Raw genomic sequence first — 18,435 nt, forward strand, 5'->3', positions numbered from 1 at the left:
CGCGAAATGCCGGATACTGGCGCGAGGCTTTATGGTGCGGGAGGGGACGGCGCAAGCGCGACGAGTTTGCCGGGGTTCAGGATCCCCAGCGGGTCGAGCGCCGCCTTGATCCCGCGCAATGCCGCCATCCGCGCCGGCGACGACAGGCGGGCCAGTTCGTCGCGCTTCATCTGGCCGATGCCGTGTTCGGCCGAAATCGACCCGCCGACGCCGACGACCAAGTCGTGGACGAAGCGGGTGACGACCGGCGCATGCTCGGCATACCAGACCGCCGGGTCCATGCCGGCGGGCGCCCGGACATGGAAATGGACGTTGCCGTCGCCCAGATGGCCAAAGCCACTGGCGTGCGTGCCGGGGAAGCGCGCGTCGCAGGTGCGGGCGGCGTCGATCATGAAATCGGGCATGGCATCGATCGGCACCGAAATGTCGTGCTGTGTCGCCGGTCCCTTCGCGCGCTCGGACGCCGAAATGGAGTCGCGGATCCGCCAGAAGGCGTCGGCCTGCCCCTCGCTGGCGGCGATGACGACGTCACGGACCAGACTGTGGTCCAGCGCGTCGGCCAGCAGATCCTCCAGCACCGCGGCCGGCGGCCGCTGCGCCGGATCGGTCGCGGTCGCCTCGATCAGGACATGCCAGGGGTGCGCGCCCTCCAGCGGCGCGCGGGCATCGGCCACATGCGCCAGCACGGCCTTCAGCGATTCGTCGGGCAGCAGTTCGAAACTCTCGATCGTCGGCGTCGCGGCTTCCATCCGGCGCAACAGGCGCAAGGCGACCTGCGGGCTGTCGACGCCGACCCACGCCACCGCCCGCGCAACGATCGCCGGCACCAGCCGCAACGCCGCCGCGGTGACGATGCCCAGCGTCCCCTCCGCGCCGACCAGCATCTGCGTCAGGTCGTAACCGCGATTATCCTTGCGCAGCACCGACAGGCCATCATGGACCGATCCATCAGCCAGCACCGCCTCGACCCCCGCCACCAGCCCGCGCATCGTCCCGAAGCGCAGCACCTGCGTGCCCCCCGCATTGGTCGACACCAGCCCGCCGATCGTGGCCGTGCCGCGCGCGCCCAGCGTGAGCGGAAACCGTCGGCCGACCGCGAGTGCGGCATCGTTCAGCGTCTGCAGGATCACCCCGCCCTCGGCCACCGCGATATTGGCGTCGGCATCGACGCTGCGGATCCGGTTCAGCCGGCGCAGCGACAGGATGAAGGCGGATCCGTCACCTGGCGGCGTCGCCCCGCCGACCATCGAGGTATTACCCCCTTGCGGCACCAGCGCGACGCCGTGCTCGGCCGCCGCCGCCACGATCAGCGCGACGTCCGCCGTGGTCGCGGGCGACAGGATGGCGGGCGTCGCGCCGTGAAACCGGTCGCGCCAGTCGACCAGCCACGGCGCGATCAGGTCGGGGTCCGTCACGATCGCCCTGGCATCCAGGCGGGGGGTGATCGCATCGAGCAGGCGGGATTGGGCGGTCAGCATGGTGGCAGGCCTATCACGCCCAAACCTGTCACGCGACACCGGACAATTCATCATCCGTTCAACGTCGCGCGGTAACGACGGAACCTCCAATGCTGCATTCCACCCTCCCCCTCGCGCTGCTGGCGCTGTCGACGCCGCTTGCCGCCGCCCTCGACCCCGCCATCGCGCAGGATCTGGATGGCGTCGAGGTCGCGCAGGTGACGATCCGTGAACGCATGATTATCCGGGTGCCGCGCATGCCGGTGCGCACGCGGACGCCGATCGGCGCGCGTGTATCGCTGCCGCCGGTCGAGCAACGCTGGAAGGAAAAGCGCGGCCCCAAATGCATTCCGGCGCAGGCGATGGCCGGGGCGCTGGTGCGCGGCCCCGATACGATCGACCTCATCATGGCCGGCGGAAAGCGCCTGCGCGCGCGGCTGGACGACGACTGCAAGCCGCTCGACTTCTATTCGGGGTTCTATCTGCGCCCGTCGGCGGACGGGCAGGTCTGCATCGGCCGGGACTCGGTGCAGGCCCGATCGGGCGCGATGTGCATGATTACCCGGTTCCGGCGACTGGAGCCGAAGAACTGAAGAGTCGCGGCCAACCGCCCCGATTCTTGACAATAGTGGTGAAATCGGCGAGCGCCATCGGACCTGTACCGTCCGCGTCCTGAAGCATCCATGCGCGGCCCATTTTGCGGACACCTGCATGAGCTTTGCCGATCTCGGCCTTTCCGATGAACTGCTGAAGGCGGTCAACGACGCCGGCTATACCGAGCCGACACCGATTCAGGCGGGCGCGATCCCGCCGGTGCTGATGATGCGCGACATCATCGGCATCGCCCAGACCGGCACCGGCAAGACCGCGTCGTTCGTCCTGCCGATGATCGACATCCTCGCCCATGGCCGCAGCCGCGCGCGGATGCCGCGCAGCCTGATCCTGGAACCGACGCGCGAACTCGCCGCGCAGGTCGCCGAGAACTTCGACAAATACGGCGCGAACTCGAACCTTTCGATGGCGCTGCTGATCGGCGGCGTGTCGATGGGCGATCAGCTGGCCGCGCTGGAAAAGGGCGTCGACGTGCTGATCGCGACGCCGGGCCGCCTGATGGACCTGTTCGGTCGCGGCAAGATCATGCTCAACGGCTGTTCGCTGCTGGTGATCGACGAGGCCGACCGGATGCTCGACATGGGGTTCATCCCCGACATCGAGGAAATCTGCACCAAGCTGCCCAAGCAGCGCCAGACCCTGCTGTTCTCGGCGACCATGCCGCCGCCGATCAAGAAGCTGGCGGACAAGTTCCTCGACAACCCGAAGATGATCGAGGTGTCGCGCCCGGCGTCGACCAACCTGAACATCACCCAGTACATCGTTTCGGTCGCGTCGCAGTCGGCCAAGCGTGACCGGCTGAAAAGCCTGCTGGAGCAGGTCGAAGTGACCAACGCCATCATCTTCTGCAACCGCAAGACGACGGTGCGCGAGTTGAACAAGACGTTGCGCCAGGCCGGTTACAAGTCGGGTGAGATCCACGGCGACATCGACCAGAACCAGCGCCTCGCCGAACTGGAACTGTTCAAGAGCGGTGCGGTCAACGTACTGGTCGCCAGCGACGTCGCCGCGCGCGGGCTGGATATCAAGGGCGTCAGCACGGTCATCAACTATGACGCGCCGTGGCACCCGGACGATTACGTCCACCGCATCGGCCGCACCGGCCGCGCGGGGGCCACCGGCACCGCCTATACCTTCGTCACGCCGGACGACGCCGAGAATCTGACCAACATCGAAAAGCTGACCGGACAGAAGATCGAACGGCTTGACGCAGCGAAGGCCGTGTCCACGCCAGCCGCCGAGGAAGATACGGCACCCGCCGGTGACCGCCGTCGCGCACGCAGCGCCCGGCCGGACGCGACCGATACCCGCGCCGCCGAAACCGAAGGCCGCGGCCGACGCCCGCGACGCGACCGCGACGAGCCTCGCGCGACGCGGGTCGAGACACCGGCCATCGCCGCCACCGACATCGACGTCGCCGAACAGCCCGCGCCTACCCCTGTCGACCGGCGTCCCGCACGCGACGACGACGGCCGGCGGTCGCGCGGCGGCGGTCGCCGACCCGATCGCGACGCACCGATCGCGGCCGAACCGGCGGTCATCGAAGCCGATGTCGCCGAGCGTCCGCAGCCGTCGCGCCTGCCAGCGCAGCGCAGCGCGCCGACCTGGCCCGACGCACCGCGTTCGGGTCGCGACGACGACACCCGGCGTTCACGCGGCGGCGGTCGTCGGCAGGATCGCGACGACGGTCCCGACGATGGCTGGAACGGGCCGATCCCCGAGTTCCTGAAGGCCGTCATCGGCGTCTGAACCCGGTGAGCGGTATCGTCACCATCGTGCCGCCGGAGCCAGCCGACACGGCCTCCCCGTGCACCCTGGTGTGCACGATGGATGGCAGAACCGGCTGGTGCTACGGCTGTGGCCGGACCATCGACGAGATCGCCGGCTGGAGCAGCCTGTCGTTCGACGCCCGCCGCGCGGTGCGGGCGCAACTACCGGCGCGGATGGCGATGTTCGGGCAGTAGGAATTCAGGGGGACGGCTGACTTTACTGCGGCAATGTCCAGTTGACCTTCTTTTCGTCCCACGCGATCACCGGCGCGCCATCCTTATCCTTTGCTGGCGTATAACGCGCGCGCCGCAGGAAGGCGCGACAGGTTGCGGAATCGAGCGATTCACTGCCTGACGTCTGGATTACACGGCAATCGGTGATGGCTCCGGTCACACCGATGGTCAAAAGCATGGCGGTGGTACCTTCCTTGCCGGCACGAACGGCATCCGTCGGATAATCATCGGTCGAAATCCAGCTTGCCGGCGCAATTGCCTCCGCCGGCGTCGCGGTTTTCGCCACGGTCGCCAGGTCGACCCCCCATTTGGTCATTTGCGCCTCGCGGCAGCTTTTTAGAGCTTTGACCGTCTTCGGCGTTGCATTCAGCGCCAGCGGCGGCAGGACGGCATCTTCAAGAGATATGCTGATGTTCGTGGCCATTAGCATGCCTACGAACGCCTTATCCTCAACGTCGATCCGCACCGCACGTCCTTGCTCGTCAGCTAGCGTCTTGCTTGCATATGCCCCTTCGAACCGCTCCCCCGAAGGCAAGGTGATCGCCGCCGTCCCGAACGGCATTTTGATCGCCATCCCTTGCGGCAGAAGCAGAATTACCACACCGTAACCGTTCATCAGCGATGGTTGCAGGCCCATGGAGAGGGTCTTTCCTCCACCGGCATAGGCGTGGGACAGAACGCACCGTGATGCGCCGTAATCCAGTGCCCATTTGCCCACTGGATCCAGCGGCGCTGGCGGCCCTGCTACCGTCGACACTGCGGCCAAAATAGTCGCCCAGGCTGTTATGCTATGCCTCCCCCAATCGCCTGTAAAAAATCACGCCGTTGTCGGTCGCACTGAACTGCCGGGGAGCAAACGGCGTATCAGCCCGCCAGCAACCCGTTGTCGATCGCCGCCGCGCGCGCATAGGCCGGACGCGACGTCAGCCGGTCCAGATAGGCCATGAACGCATCCCGCTTCGGCAGCGTCCCGAACTGCGTGCCCCACATCACCTGGCTGCCGGCATAGACGTCAGCAGCGGTGAATCGATCGCCGGCAATATAGGAGCGCGCGGACACCGCCTGTTCCAGCACGTCGACCATCGTGTCATAGATGCCATAACCGGCCATCCGGCTCTGATCGGCGGTCGGGGTGAAGCCCATCGACCGGTTGGTGACCGCCTGCTCGACCGGCCCGGCGGCGAAGAACAGCCAGCGGTAATAGTCGGCGCGCTCATCGGCGCGCGGGGCCAGGCCGGCGTCGGGAAACGCGTCGGCCAGATAGGCGCAGATCGCCGCGCATTCCGTCACGACCCGGCCGCGGTGAACGATTGCCGGCACCTTGCCCATCGGGTTGACCGCGACGAAGGCGGGTTCCTTCATCACGGCATAATTGACGACAACGGTGTCATAGGCCGCGCCGACCTCCTCCAGCATCCAGCGGGCGATGCGCCCGCGCGACATCGGGTTGGTGTAGAAAACCAGATCGGCTGCCATCGTCCGTTACTCCCAAAAAGACCGCCGCTATCGACCGCGACCCGGCTCAGCCGTCAAGCATCGTGTGCAGGAACGCGGTGGTCCGTCCCCAGGCCAGATCGGCCGCCGCCTTGTCGTACCGCTCGACCGAGGTGTCGTTGTTGAATGCGTGGTCGACCCCGTCATAGGTGAACGCCGTGACGGTCTTGCCCGCCGCCGCCAGCGCCGCGGCCCAGGGCAGGCCGGTCGCGTTCACCCGCGCGTCCTTGCCGGCATAGTGCAGCATCAAGGCCGCCTGCACCTTTGCCGCCTCCGCCGGCGCGGGGGCCGGTCCGTAATAGGGTACGCCGGCGGTCAGCACATCGCCCGCCGCCACCGCCAGCCGGTTCACCAGACCGCCGCCCCAGCAGAAGCCGACCGCGCCCGCCTTCCCCGTCGTCGATCGCAGGCCCCTCAGCCGGTCCAGCGTCGCCACGCCCTGCGCCACGACCGCATCATAATCCGCCTTGCCGATCAGCGTGCGGGCGGCATCCTCGTCGGCCGGCGTTCCGCCCTGCGCGGACAGGAAGTCGGGCGCGACGACGAAGAACCCCGCCAGCGCCATCCGCCGGGCGACATCCTCGATATGCGGAGTCAGCCCGCGATTTTCGTGAATCACCATCACCGCGCCAAGCTTGCCTGGCCGATCGGTCGGCCGTGCGAAATAGCCGGTCATCGTCCCGCGTCCCGCGCCCAGACCGTAGCTCCCTTTACGCGTGCGCAGGCGCGGATCGTCGGGCACGACAACGGCTGCGGCGGCCGGCGATGCGGCGATGCCGAGGATCAGGGCCTCCGCCGCCGCGACCGATCCGGCCAGTGCCGTCATCTGCCGCAACAGCGTGCGGCGGTCGTGGTGCTCGTGGGTGAAGGCGTCATACAACTGGACGGCCCGGTCGCGCAGATCCGACATTACACTCTCCCGATCGGCCCCTCACGGACCTGCCCGATGCTAGACCAGCGCGGGCGGTCCGTCACCCTTGCCCGCGCCGGTCGCGGGTGCGAAACAGGGCAAATGCACCAATCCACCACGCGCATCGCCGTCCAGACCCCCGGTCCGGGCATGCTGGAGGTCACCGACCCGGTGGTCCGCTGGGTCGCGGCCCAGCGGATAAATACCGGCCTGCTGACGATCCTGTGCCAGCATACCTCCGCATCGCTGCTGATCCACGAGAACGCGGCCCCCGCCGCGCGCCGCGATACCGAGGCGTATTTCGCCCGGATCGCCCCCGAGAGCGACGCGTACGAGCATGACGACGAGGGACCGGACGACATGCCCGCGCACCTGCGCGCGGCACTGACCCAGCCCAGCCTGTCGATCCCGCTGATCGACGGCGCACTGGCGCTTGGTACCTGGCAGGGCCTGTACCTGTTCGAGCATCGCCGGCGGCCGCATCGACGCACGCTCGCGCTCCACCTGATCGGCGCGTGATGGGTGGCCCGACCTATCGCAGCTATCTGCGCCTGCCCGAACTGCTCGACGTACAATCGCCGGTATCGGGCACGCATGACGAACTGCTGTTCATCACCATCCACCAGGCATCGGAACTGTGGCTGAAGCTGTGCCTGCACGAACTGTGCGAGGCGCGGCGGCGGATCGCGGCCGACGACCTGTCCCCTGCCCTGAAGATGATGGCGCGGGTCAGCCGGATCCAGGCGCAGATGATCCAGTCGTGGGAGGTGCTGGCGACCATGACGCCGGCCGAATACGGGACGATGCGCGGGTCGCTCGGCGGATCGTCGGGGTTTCAGTCGGACCAGTACCGGATGCTGGAGTTCGTGCTCGGCAACCGGTCGCCGGCGATGGCCGCAATGTTCGACGACGAGCCAGCGGTCGCCGACGCGCTGCGCGCCGAACTGGCCCGTCCCAGCCTGTATGACGAGGCGTTGCGGCTGCTGGCCCGGCGCGGCCTGCCGGTCCCGCCCGCACGGCTCGACCGCGACCTGTCGATAGCGGTCCCCGCCGACCGCGCGGTGGAGGCGTGCTGGGCGACCGTTTACGGCGATCCGGATGCCTATTGGGATCTGTACGCGCTGGCCGAAAAGCTGGTCGATCTGGAATATCACGTCCAGCTCTGGCGGTTCGGCCACCTGAAGACGGTGGAACGGGTGATCGGGTTCAAGACCGGGACCGGCGGCACCGCCGGCGCGGCCTATCTGGCCCGCGTCCTCGAACAGCGGTTCTTCCCCGAATTGCTGAACGTCCGCACCAGCCTGTGACCGGGGTGACGACCAGATGACAGAAACATCATTTGATATAACGTAACATTCGGATTACGGCACCGCACCATAAGGTTCACGCGGAGTCGTTCATGTCCAAAATCGCTTTCCTGTCCGGTGTCGCCGCCATCGTCCTCGTCCAGCCCGCCGCCGCGCAGACGACGCGCAGCGCGCAACCGGCCGAGATCATCGTGACCGCGCCGATCCAGCAGAGCGAGACGGACGTTTTGCAGGGTACGTCGGTGCTGACCGGTGAGGAACTGGCGCGCGACCTGCGCCCGACTATCGGCGAGACGCTGGCCCGTCAGCCGGGCGTGTCCGCCACCTCGTTCGGCCCCAACGCCTCCCGCCCGGTCCTGCGCGGGTTCCAGGGCGAGCGTATCCGCGTGCTGTCCGACGGCATCGGCTCGATCGACGTGTCGAACACCTCGGTCGATCACGCGGTGGCGATCAACCCGCTGCTGGCCGAGCGGGTCGAGGTGCTGCGCGGACCATCGGCGCTACTGTTCGGATCGTCGGCGGTCGGCGGTGTCGTCAACGTGGTCGACACGCGCATCCCGCGCACGGTGCCGGAAAACGGATACCGGCTGAGCGGCATCGCCGGCTATGGGTCGGCGGCCAACGAACGGTCGATCGCCAGCGCCGGCGACGTAGCCGTGACCGACAAGATCGTTCTCCACGCCGACGGCTCCTATGCCAAGACCGACGACCTGCGGATCGGCGGGTTCGCGCTGAGCCGTGCGCAGCGGGCGCAGGCGCTGGCGACCGCCGCCACCGGCGCGGTGGGTGAGGACGGCATCGACTTCGCCGCCAATGCCGCGATCCGCGACCGCCTGCCCAACACCGCCAGCGAGACGTGGACCGCGGGCGTCGGCGCGTCGATCATCACCGACACCGGCAATCTCGGCATCGCCTACAGCCATTATGACAGCCTGTACGGCGTGCCGATCCGCTATGCGACGCAAGAGGGGCAGGAACAGGAAGCCCCGCGACTGGACATCGTCCAGAACCGCATCGACCTGCGCGGCGAGGTCGAAACCGGCGGCGGCTTCCTCGACAGGATCCGCGTGCGCGCCGGTGCCGCCGAATATCGCCATTTCGAGCTGGAGCCGGACAATGCGATCGGCACCGCCTTCTACAACAAGGGTCTGGAGGGCCGGCTGGAGCTGGTGCAGGCCAAGCGCGGCGTGTGGCAGGGGGCATCGGGCGTCCAGTATTTTTCGCGCGACTTCAATGTCGTCGGCGACGAAGCCTTCCTGCCGCGCAATTCGACCGAGCAGGTCGGGCTGTTCACGTTGCAGCAGGTCAATCTCGGCGCGATCCGTGCCGAGGCCGGGGTGCGCTACGAACGCTCGTCGCTGTCGGCCAAGACGCCCACCGACGACGCCCGCTTCTTCCGCGGCGACCGGCAGTTCGATGCGTTCTCCGGGTCCGCCGGCGCATCCTATGGCCTGAGCGATCAGTGGCGGGTCGGCGTCAACGTGTCGCACACCGAACGCGCGCCATCGGCGGAGGAACTGTTCGCCAACGGGCCGCATGCCGGCACCCAGGCCTATGAACTGGGCAATCCCGACTTCAAGCTGGAGAAGTCGTGGGGGGTCGAGGGCACCGTCCACGGGCACGGCGACGGCTACAGCTTCGACGCGTCGGCCTATTACAACTGGTTCTCCAACTACATCTTCGAGAATCAGGTCGCACCCGCCGCGTGCGTTGCCGCCGCATCGCCATCGGGGCGCGACGTCGACCTGCCCTGCTTCCAGTATGCGCAGGCCGATGCCCGCTATTACGGGCTTGAGGCGCAGGCCTCGGTCCGGCTGGCACGGATCGGCGGCTACACGCTCAATGCCGACCTGCTGGGCGACTGGGTCCATGCCACCGTCGTCGATCAGGGTCCGGTGCCGCGCATCCCGCCAGTACGCCTGCTCGGCGGGCTGGAGGCGCAGTCGGACCGCATCACCGCCCGCGCCGAGGTCGAGCACAGCTTCGACCAGAACCGCGTCAGCACCTTCGAGACGGCGACCAACGGCTTCACGCTGGTCAATGCCTCGGTCGCACTGAAGCCGTTCGGCGTCGCCAATCCGACCAGCCTGATCCTGAGCGCGAACAACATCTTCGACGTGGAGGCGCGCCGCCACGCCAGCGTGCTGAAGGATTTCGCCCCGCTGGCCGGACGCGACCTGCGCGCGACGCTCAGCTTCAAGCTGTAATATCCATGGCGGGGGCGGTTCGGCCGCCCCCGCCATACCCAAAACTCTGGACCTTTGCGATCCAGCCCGGCAGAGCGTGTTTTCCAAAGGAGACACGATATGGCAGGCATGGGCCGGTTCGACTGGGAAGACCCCTTCCTTCTCGACGATCAGCTGACCGAGGACGAGCGGATGGTGCGCGATACCGCGCGCGGCTACGCCCGCGACAAGCTGCTCCCGCGCATCGTCGATGCGTTCGCGAACGAACATACCGATCCAACGATCTTTCGCGAAATGGGTGAACTCGGCCTGCTCGGGCCGACCGTACCGGAGGAATATGGCGGCGTCGGCGCGTCCTATGTCGCCTATGGTCTGGTCGCGCGCGAGGTCGAGGCGATCGACAGCGGCTATCGCTCGATGATGAGCGTGCAGTCGAGCCTGGTTATGTACCCCATCCTGACCTTCGGGTCGGAGGCGCAGAAGCGCAAATACCTGCCCAAGCTGGCGACCGGCGAATGGATCGGCTGTTTCGGCCTGACCGAACCCGACGCCGGATCCGACCCCGGCAGCATGACGACGCGCGCCCGGAAGGTCGATGGCGGCTATGTGATCTCGGGTGCCAAGACCTGGATCAGCAATTCGCCGATCGCCGACGTCTTCGTCGTCTGGGCCAAGTCCGATGCGCATGACGACCAGATCCGCGGGTTCGTGCTGGAACGGGGCATGAAGGGGCTGGTGACGCCCAAGATCGAGGGCAAGCTGAGCCTGCGCGCGTCGATCACCGGCATGATCATGATGGACGATGTCGAGGTCGGCGACGACGCGCTGCTGCCCGACGTGCAGGGATTGAAGGGGCCGTTCGGGTGTCTGAACCGCGCGCGCTACGGCATCAGCTGGGGCGCGCTGGGCGCGGCGGAGTTCTGCTTCCACGCGGCGCGGCAATATGGGCTGGACCGCAAGCAGTTCGGCACGCCGCTGGCCGGGCGTCAGCTCTACCAGAAGAAACTGGCCGACATGGAGACCGAGATCGCGCTCGGGCTACAGGCATCCCTGCGCGTCGGTCGGCTGATGGACGAGGGACGGTTCGCGCCCGAGATGGTCAGCCTGGTGAAGCGCAACAATGTCGGCAAGGCGCTGGATATCGCGCGGATGGCGCGCGACATGCACGGCGGCAACGGTATCTCCGGCGAATATCACGTGATGCGCCACGCGATGAACCTGGAAACGGTCAACACCTATGAGGGCGCGCATGACGTTCATGCGCTGATCCTGGGCCGGGCGATCACGGGGATTGCCGCGTTCTGAAGCCAGGCCCGTCATTGCGAGCGTAGCCAAGCAATCCAGAGCGTCTTGCCTATGGCCCTGGATTGCTTCGCTACGCGCGCAATGACGGGCTGGGAAAAAGCCCCCGGCTGTCACCGGGGACCAAACCACGTCAGGCCGTAACCGACCGGCGGGCGTACAAGCCGTACGCGGCGATGATCGCGTAGCAGATTGCCGGCAGGATCAGCGAGAAGTGCAGGCTGCCCGAGCTGTCGGCCAGCACGCCGGTCAGGTACGGGATCACCGCGCCGCCGACGATCGCGGTGGCGATGACGCCCGACCCCTCGGCCGCGCGCTTGCCCAGACCTTCTGACGCCAGCGCGAAGATGGTCGGGAACATCACCGAGTTCATCAGGCCGATCGCCAGCAGCGACCAGGCCGACACGCCGCCTGTGGTGTTGGCGGAAATCAGGATCAGCGTGATCGTGCCCGCCGCGACGGCCGCCAGCAGCTTGCCCGGCGATACCTTCTGCAACACATAGGCGCCGATGAACCGGCCGACCAGCGCGCCGCCCCAGTAGAACGGCACATGCTTGCCCGCCGCGACGTCGGTCAGCGCCAGGACGCTCGGCTGCATCAGGTAATTGACGATCAGCGAGCCGATCGCGACTTCCGCGCCGACGTACAGGAAGATGCACAACGCGCCCATGGCGAAGCGCGGACGCTTCAGCAGGGTGAAGGCGTGGAACATGCTGCCGGCCGTCTCCTGCTCCTCGTTCAGGCGGTTGCGCCGCGTCCAGACGACGCCCGCGACGATCAGCAGCGCGGCGGCCAGGCCCATATAGGTGTGGACGACGGTGCGCGAGGATTCGGCGCGGTACGCATCGAGCGCCGCGCCGGTCAGCGTCGAGGAATCGACGGTCGCCAGACCGCCGAGGATCAGTGCCGACCCGACATAGGGAAAGATGGTCGTGCCAAGCGAGTTGAACGCCTGTGCGAAGGTCAGCCGGCTCGACGCGGTGCGCGGGTGGCCAAGCGCCGAGATCAGCGGGTTGGCGACCACCTGCACGATGGTGATGCCCGCCCCCAGCACGAACAGCGCGAACAGGAACAGGCCGAACGTCGCGGTCGACGAGGCGGGAATGAACAGCAGGCAGCCCGCCGTCATCGTGACCAGACCGATCGACGCGGTGCGCATGTAACCGGCCTTGCGGACGATGGCCGCGGCCGGAATCGAGAACAGGGCATAGGCAAGGAAGAACGCCGACTGGACCAGCATCGACGTCGCGTGATCGAGCGTGAACAGCTCCTTCAGCTTCGGGATGATAATGTCGTTCAGCGACGTGATGCCGCCGAAGATGAAGAACAGCGCGAACACGAAGACGCGCAGGTCGGGCGCATCATACCCGTGCGCGGCATCGCCGCTGGCGGCGTCGGCGGACGCCTTTGACATATCGACGTGCATTGCGTGTCCTCTCCTCCCCGGCCTACCCCGCCGGACCGCGCTCATACAGACGTTCCCGCTCCAAATGGCAATCCGTCTTCAAGCAGGTTTGCGGTGTTCCTGTGCTTGCGATAGCACCGGGTAGCAGAACGAAACCAATAATCGGGAGAGAGTCGATGGCGACCGCAATCCTTCGCGAGGCCGAGCCTACCCAGGCTGAAGTCGAGGCGCGCCAGCAACTTGCCGCCTGCTACCGCGTGTTCGACATGCTCGGCTGGTCCGAGATGATCTACAACCACATCACGCTAAAGGTGCCGGGCGAGGAGGGCGCGTTCCTCATCAACCCGTTCGGCCTGCATTTCAGCGAAGTGACCGCGTCGAGCCTGGTCAAGATCGACATCGACGGCAACAAGCTGGACGACAGCCCCTATCCGGTCAATCTGGCCGGCTTCACCCAGCATGCGCTGTTCCACCGCAAATTGCCTGACGCGCATTGCATCATGCACACGCACACGACGGCGGGCATGGCGGTCAGCTCGGTGGAGGGTGGCCTGCGTCCCACCAATTTCTACGCCTGCAACTTCGCGGGCCAGATCGCCTATCATGATTTCGAGGGCGTGACGGTGCGGTCGGAGGAAGGCGAACGGCTGATCGCGCATCTCGGCGAAAAGCGGGTCATGCTGCTGAAGAACCACGGCATATTGGTGATGGGCCGCACCCTGCCCGAGGCGTTCCTGAAACACTGGTCGCTGCAACGCGCCTGCGAGATCCAGGTCGCCACCGCGTCGATGGGCACCCCGATCGAGGTGCCACCCGACGTCGTCGCGGTCCACCAGCGCGATCTCGGCAAGGTGGCAATTCCGGGCGGCGTGGGACAGGCGGACTTCGCGGCGATGGTCCGGTTGGTCGACCGCCAGGATCGCAGCTGGCGGGATTGAGCCGGCGGCGACCGGTCTGCCCCTACCACCCCGGCGGAGGCCGGGGCCCAATTGGGGTAAGGCTGGTAATAACGCACTACCGCGTACCGACTTGGGCCCCGGCCTTCGACGGGCTGGTAAGGGGGAATCTGAGGCCGTCCCATCCCGTTTTCCCGCAAAGGCGGGGTTCCAGAACCACACAAGACAACGGCTGTTTGCAGTCGCGACCCTGGCCCCCCGCCTTCGCAGCGGAACGGCCCCGAAGTTGACGACCTGCATCAGAGACGGTGTCGGTTTGAAAACTTCGGGGGCGATGGCGCAGGCAAAAGCGGGGCGATAGATCGGGTACGGCGAAGATAGGGGCGGCGTCATCCACCAGTCTGTGTCATTCGATTTCCAACATTGCCACCCCGTTGTAGCGGCGGGCCACGCACACCACCGAACACGATGCCGGAACCGCAGTCCCGATGACCAGCTTCACCGTCAACAACCAGCCCGTCCGATACCGCCTGTCGCCCGACACGCCGCTGTTATGGGCGCTGCGCGATGCGTCGAACCTGACCGGCACCAAATATGGCTGCGGCACCGGCCATTGCGGGGCCTGTACGGTCGAGATCGACGGCCGGGCGGCGCGGTCGTGCCAGGTGCCGATCGGCAGCATCGAGGGCAGCGACGTCACGACGATCGAGGGGCTGTCGCGCGACCGCACCCATCCGGTGCAACTGGCCTTCATCGCTGACAATGTCGGGCAATGCGGGTTCTGCATCCCCGGGCTGGTGATGGCCGCATCGGTCCTGCTGAAACGCAATCCCGACCCGGACGAGGCGACGATCCGCGCCAGCCTGTCCAACCTGTGCCGGTGCGGCATCCATCCCCGGATCGTCGAGGCGGTGCGCCACGCGGCACGGGTGGCGCGTGGCGAGGAGACCATCGCCGCCGGCCCGCGTCCCGGCATTGACCCGGCGGATTCCGCGCGGATCGTCCCCGCCCTGACTCCGCCGCCGCGCCCCTGATCCGCAACGGATCGCCTCAATGCTTTCGGATTGCTGACATACGGGTTCAGTTTCGGCTCAGCGCCGGCCGCGCATACCGGCATCATCGAAGGGGTCGGCAGTGCGCCGGCACATTGGGACGCTTGCCATGACGAAGACACTGATGGGACTGCTGCTCGCCGCGACCGCACTGGTGCCCGGCATGGCCAGCGCGCAGGACGCCGGCGTCCAGGATGGGCGCCAGCGCCCCGACATGCGGCAGGTCCGCGAACGCGCCCTGCGCGTGGATGGTGACGGCGATCGCCAGCCGCGTCGTTTCGAGCAACGCAGGGCCGAACAGCCTCGCGCCGACGTGCAGGTGAATACGCCGGTGACCGGTGATCGCGGGGACTGGCGCGGCGGGGATCGTCGCGGCGTCCGTCAGGATCGACAGGACCGACAGGAGGGGCGCCCGACCTGGGCCGAGAACCGCGCGCAGCAGCCACAGGGCGAGACCACCCGTCAACCCTTCGCCGATCGCCGTGATGACCGGCGCGACGACCGGGCCGATCGGCGTGACGACCGCCGAACCGACCGGGCCGATCGGCGCGGTGATCGCCGGGACGACATCCGGTCGAACGGCGGTCGCCCGGACATCCGCACATGGCAGAGTGGTCAGAACGGGCAGAATGTCCGGCGCTGGCAGGGCGACGGTGGCGATCAGCGCCGGATCTACGACCGTGCCCGTGCCCAGCAGCAGTGGAGCCGCAATGGTGCCGACTGGCGCGACAACGACCGCAACCGGAACGGCTTCGATGATCGGCGCAGCTGGAACCGCAGCTGGCGCAACGACGATCGCTACGACTGGAACGGGTACCGCGCGCAGAACCGGGGGCAGTACCGTCTGCCGCGCTATTACGCGCCGCAGGGGTGGGGCAATGGCTATCGCCGCTTCTCGGTCGGGCTGCGGCTGGAATCGATCCTGTTCAACCAGAATTACTGGATCCAGGATCCGTGGACGTACCGGCTGCCCGAAGCGTACGGCCCGTATCGGTGGGTGCGGTATTATGACGATGCGCTGCTCGTCGATCTGGACAGCGGCCGGGTGATCGACACCGTCTACGGCATCTTCTGGTAGGTGCCTCTTGGAGAGGCCGGAGGCATCACGCCGCCGGCCCCTCTTGTGTTTCACACATCAAACCGCGAAATCACGCCCATGTCGCTGTTCGCCCGCAAGAAGAAGACCGCCGTCTCGCCCGTCCGCGCCGAGTTCGGCCGCACCGTCGCCGCCGCGCTGGATGCCGCCCCCGGTGTCGAGCGGGTCGCGGTCGACGCGGCGCAGGTCTATCACATGGTCGATTTTCTCACCCCCGACCAGTGCGACGCGATCATCCGGCTGATCGACATCGGCCGCCGCCCCTCCACCCTGCTGTCGGACAACCCGGAAAAGAACTTCCGCACGTCGGAAAGCTGCGACATGGACCGGTGGTCACCCGACGTGCAGCCGATCGACGAGGCGATCGCGCATCTGCTGGGCATCGAACCCCGTTTCGGCGAGACGATGCAGGGCCAGCGTTATGCGCCCGGCCAGCAATTCCGCGCGCATCATGACTATTTCCACGAAGGCGAAAGCTATTGGGAAAAGATGCAGGCGCAAGGTGGCCAGCGGACGTGGACCGCGATGATCTATCTGAACGACGTCGAGGAGGGCGGCGCGACGTGGTTTCCGCTGTCGGGCATCAAGGTCGCGCCGCGGCGCGGCCTGTTGCTAGCCTGGAACAACATGAACCCGGACGGCAGCCCGAACGAGCGTACCGTGCATGAGGGCATGCCGGTGGTCGAGGGTACGAAGTACGTCGTGACGAAATGGTTTCGCGAGCGCCCGTGGATCAGGTAACCCGCGCGGCGTGACCTCCATTCTCGGTATCGACCGCTCCATTCTCGGCCAACCGTGGCGCTGGCGCTCACTTGCCGCCGATGCGCGCGACCCCGGCTTTACGCCCGACGATCTCGTGACGCAGCTGCTGCTGGCCAGGGGCTGCGCGCGCGAAGACCTCGCCGCGTACCGGGTGCCGAGCATTCGCGGATTCATGCCCGACCCGTCGATCTTCCGCGACATGGACCGCGCCGCCGAACGGCTGGCCGATGCGGTGGCGGCGGGCGAACAGGTGGCGATCTTCGGCGACTACGACGTCGATGGCGCGACCTCGGCCGCGTTGCTGCTGCTGGTGCTGCGCGCCTTGGGGATCGAGGCACGCCCCTATATTCCCGACCGGATGCTGGAGGGGTACGGCCCGACCGGTACGGCGATGGTCGCACTGGCCGGTGCCGGCGCCACGCTGATCGTCACCGTCGATTGCGGCGCGCAGGCGTTTGCCGCGCTGGACGAGGCGCGCGCGGTCGGGGTCGACGTGATCGTGGTCGATCACCACAAATGCGCCGCCGCCCTGCCCCACGCGCTGGCGCTGGTGAACCCGAACCGGCTGGATGAGGGCGAGGGCGCGGCGCACGGGCATCTGGCGGCGGTCGGCGTCGCGTTCCTGCTGGCCGCCGCGCTGGTGCGGACGTTGCGCGCACGGGGCTTCTTTGCGGGGCGTGCGGAGCCGAAGCTGATCGACCTGCTCGATCTGGTCGCACTGGGCACGGTCGCCGACGTGGCCCAGTTGCGCGGGCTGAACCGTGCGTTCGTCGCACAGGGGCTGAAGGTGATGGCCGCGCGGCGCAACATTGGCATCAACGCGCTGATCGAGGCGTCGCGGCTGACGCGCAGTCCGGTCGCGAGCGATCTTGGCTTTGCACTCGGGCCGCGCATCAACGCCGGCGGGCGGGTCGGCCAGTCGGACCTGGGCGTGCGCCTGCTGACCACGCAGGATCCGGTCGAGGCGAAGGCCATCGCCACCGAACTCGACCGGCTGAACGCCGAGCGCCGGGTGATCGAGGGCGGCGTGCAGGAGGAAGCCGACGGCCTGGCCCGCGCGGCGGTCGATGCGGGGCGGCGGGTCGTCGTCGTGGCCGGGCGGGGCTGGCATGCGGGCGTCATCGGCATCGTCGCCGGGCGGCTGAAGGAGAAGTTCGGGCGGCCCGCCGTCGTCATCGCCATCGACGAGCACGGCGTCGGCAAGGGGTCGGCGCGGTCGGTGTCGGGCGTCGATCTGGGCGCGGCGATCCTGGCGGCCAGGGAGCACGACCTGATCGTCGCCGGCGGCGGCCACGCGATGGCCGCCGGACTGACCATCGCCGAGGATGCGATCCCCGCGCTGGCCGATTTTCTGGAGGACCGGCTGGCCGAGGGCGTCGACCGGTCGAGCGGTGACCGCGCGCTGCTGGTCGATGCGATCCTCGCGCCCGGCGGCGTCACCCCGACGCTGGTCGAGGCGATGGAGGCCGGCGGCCCCTACGGCATGGGCTGGCCCGCGCCGCGCATCGCCGCCGGGCCGGTCCGCGTCGTGCGCTGCGACGTCGTCGGCACCGATCATGTCCGCGCGATCGTGGCCGGCGACGATGGACGGTCCCTGAAGACCGTGGCGTTCCGCCAGGCGGAGACGGCGCTGGGCCAGGCCCTGCTGGGTGCGGCTCCGCATCGCCGGCTGTGGCTGGCGGGCCGGGTGAAGATCGACGACTGGGGATCGAAGCCGGCCGCGGAGCTGCATGTCGAGGACGCCGCCTGGGCCGACTGACGTTTTGGCAAAACAGGCCTTGACGCCTACCCGATCCCGGCGTAATCGCGCCCCTCACCGCACGGCCCCTTCGTCTAGCGGTTAGGACGCGGCCCTTTCACGGCTGAAGCACGGGTTCGATTCCCGTAGGGGTCACCATCCTTTGCCACATCGGCAAAGTCTTGCGGTCGCTGGCGAATTACGGACGCTTTCGC

The 18,435-nt window shown here is 67.6% G+C and carries 17 protein-coding genes and 1 tRNA gene; 13 read left to right on the forward strand and 5 right to left on the reverse strand.

The annotated features are described in order from the left end of the window. Positions 1-29 precede the first annotated feature (29 nt). Positions 30-1,478, reverse strand: a complete 1,449-nt coding sequence (locus ASE75_RS01555; protein WP_055927794.1) for an FAD-binding oxidoreductase — start codon at positions 1,476-1,478, stop codon at positions 30-32. Positions 1,479-1,567: 89 nt separating this feature from the next. Between ASE75_RS01555 and ASE75_RS01560 the strand changes: the two genes are divergently transcribed. The 3 genes from ASE75_RS01560 to ASE75_RS15805 all read left to right on the forward strand — a co-directional run bounded on the left by ASE75_RS01560 (position 1,568) and on the right by ASE75_RS15805 (position 4,033). After that, the gene (locus ASE75_RS01560) at positions 1,568-2,050 is read left to right on the forward strand and encodes a hypothetical protein (RefSeq protein ID WP_055927796.1); all 483 of its coding nucleotides are present in this window, start codon (positions 1,568-1,570) and stop codon (positions 2,048-2,050) included. A gap of 118 nt (positions 2,051-2,168) precedes the next feature. Continuing rightward, a complete protein-coding gene (locus tag ASE75_RS01565) occupies positions 2,169-3,818 on the forward strand; it encodes a DEAD/DEAH box helicase (RefSeq protein WP_055927799.1) in 1,650 nt (549 codons plus the stop codon). A 26-nt stretch (positions 3,819-3,844) separates the two neighbouring features. Next, positions 3,845-4,033, forward strand: coding sequence for a DUF1289 domain-containing protein (locus ASE75_RS15805; RefSeq protein ID WP_055929203.1), 189 nt, complete (start codon positions 3,845-3,847; stop codon positions 4,031-4,033). Positions 4,034-4,055: 22 nt separating this feature from the next. On the opposite strand, the gene ASE75_RS01575 is transcribed toward ASE75_RS15805, so the two are convergent. The 3 genes from ASE75_RS01575 to ASE75_RS01585 form a co-directional block, all read right to left on the reverse strand. After that, positions 4,056-4,790, reverse strand: coding sequence for an energy transducer TonB (locus tag ASE75_RS01575; RefSeq protein WP_162233695.1), 735 nt, complete (start codon positions 4,788-4,790; stop codon positions 4,056-4,058). 146 nt (positions 4,791-4,936) lie between these two features. Continuing rightward, on the reverse strand, positions 4,937-5,548 hold the full coding sequence (locus tag ASE75_RS01580) for a glutathione S-transferase family protein (RefSeq protein WP_055927805.1): 612 nt from the start codon (positions 5,546-5,548) through the stop codon (positions 4,937-4,939). A 46-nt stretch (positions 5,549-5,594) separates the two neighbouring features. Then, the gene (locus tag ASE75_RS01585) at positions 5,595-6,476 is read right to left on the reverse strand and encodes a dienelactone hydrolase family protein (protein WP_055927808.1); all 882 of its coding nucleotides are present in this window, start codon (positions 6,474-6,476) and stop codon (positions 5,595-5,597) included. 102 nt (positions 6,477-6,578) lie between these two features. Here ASE75_RS01585 and ASE75_RS01590 point away from each other — a divergent pair, with 102 nt between their 5' ends. The 4 genes from ASE75_RS01590 to ASE75_RS01605 all read left to right on the forward strand — a co-directional run bounded on the left by ASE75_RS01590 (position 6,579) and on the right by ASE75_RS01605 (position 11,274). Further along, a complete protein-coding gene (locus tag ASE75_RS01590) occupies positions 6,579-6,995 on the forward strand; it encodes a secondary thiamine-phosphate synthase enzyme YjbQ (RefSeq protein ID WP_055927812.1) in 417 nt (138 codons plus the stop codon). Continuing rightward, complete coding sequence (locus ASE75_RS01595; RefSeq protein WP_055927815.1) at positions 6,995-7,783, forward strand: tryptophan 2,3-dioxygenase; 789 nt, start codon at positions 6,995-6,997, stop codon at positions 7,781-7,783. The genes ASE75_RS01590 and ASE75_RS01595 overlap by 1 nt, the downstream gene beginning before the upstream one ends. A gap of 92 nt (positions 7,784-7,875) precedes the next feature. Beyond that, positions 7,876-9,990, forward strand: a complete 2,115-nt coding sequence (locus tag ASE75_RS01600; RefSeq protein WP_055927818.1) for a TonB-dependent receptor — start codon at positions 7,876-7,878, stop codon at positions 9,988-9,990. 99 nt (positions 9,991-10,089) lie between these two features. Further along, positions 10,090-11,274 carry an acyl-CoA dehydrogenase gene (locus tag ASE75_RS01605; RefSeq protein ID WP_055927821.1) on the forward strand — a complete coding sequence of 395 codons (1,185 nt, stop codon included), beginning with the start codon at positions 10,090-10,092 and terminating at the stop codon, positions 11,272-11,274. A gap of 130 nt (positions 11,275-11,404) precedes the next feature. Here ASE75_RS01605 and ASE75_RS01610 read toward each other — a convergent pair whose 3' ends face one another. Then, positions 11,405-12,697 carry a sugar MFS transporter gene (locus tag ASE75_RS01610; protein WP_055927823.1) on the reverse strand — a complete coding sequence of 431 codons (1,293 nt, stop codon included), beginning with the start codon at positions 12,695-12,697 and terminating at the stop codon, positions 11,405-11,407. 155 nt (positions 12,698-12,852) lie between these two features. On the opposite strand from ASE75_RS01610, the gene ASE75_RS01615 reads away from it, so the two are divergent. The 6 genes from ASE75_RS01615 to ASE75_RS01640 all read left to right on the forward strand — a co-directional run bounded on the left by ASE75_RS01615 (position 12,853) and on the right by ASE75_RS01640 (position 18,379). After that, positions 12,853-13,614: a class II aldolase/adducin family protein gene (locus tag ASE75_RS01615; RefSeq protein WP_055927827.1), complete on the forward strand. Its 762-nt coding sequence runs from the start codon at positions 12,853-12,855 to the stop codon at positions 13,612-13,614. 446 nt (positions 13,615-14,060) lie between these two features. Next, a complete protein-coding gene (locus tag ASE75_RS01620) occupies positions 14,061-14,606 on the forward strand; it encodes a (2Fe-2S)-binding protein (RefSeq protein WP_055927830.1) in 546 nt (181 codons plus the stop codon). A 127-nt stretch (positions 14,607-14,733) separates the two neighbouring features. Continuing rightward, positions 14,734-15,702, forward strand: coding sequence for an RcnB family protein (locus ASE75_RS01625; protein WP_055927833.1), 969 nt, complete (start codon positions 14,734-14,736; stop codon positions 15,700-15,702). Between the two features lie 78 nt (positions 15,703-15,780). Next, a complete protein-coding gene (locus ASE75_RS01630) occupies positions 15,781-16,461 on the forward strand; it encodes a prolyl hydroxylase family protein (RefSeq protein WP_055927836.1) in 681 nt (226 codons plus the stop codon). Positions 16,462-16,471: 10 nt separating this feature from the next. After that, positions 16,472-18,241, forward strand: coding sequence for a single-stranded-DNA-specific exonuclease RecJ (gene recJ, locus ASE75_RS01635; RefSeq protein ID WP_055927839.1), 1,770 nt, complete (start codon positions 16,472-16,474; stop codon positions 18,239-18,241). 63 nt (positions 18,242-18,304) lie between these two features. Further along, positions 18,305-18,379, forward strand: a tRNA-Glu gene (locus ASE75_RS01640). The last annotated feature ends 56 nt before the right edge of the window (positions 18,380-18,435 follow it).

This window comes from Sphingomonas sp. Leaf17, assembly GCF_001421505.1.
In the GTDB taxonomy this organism is placed as follows: Bacteria; Pseudomonadota; Alphaproteobacteria; order Sphingomonadales; family Sphingomonadaceae; genus Sphingomonas.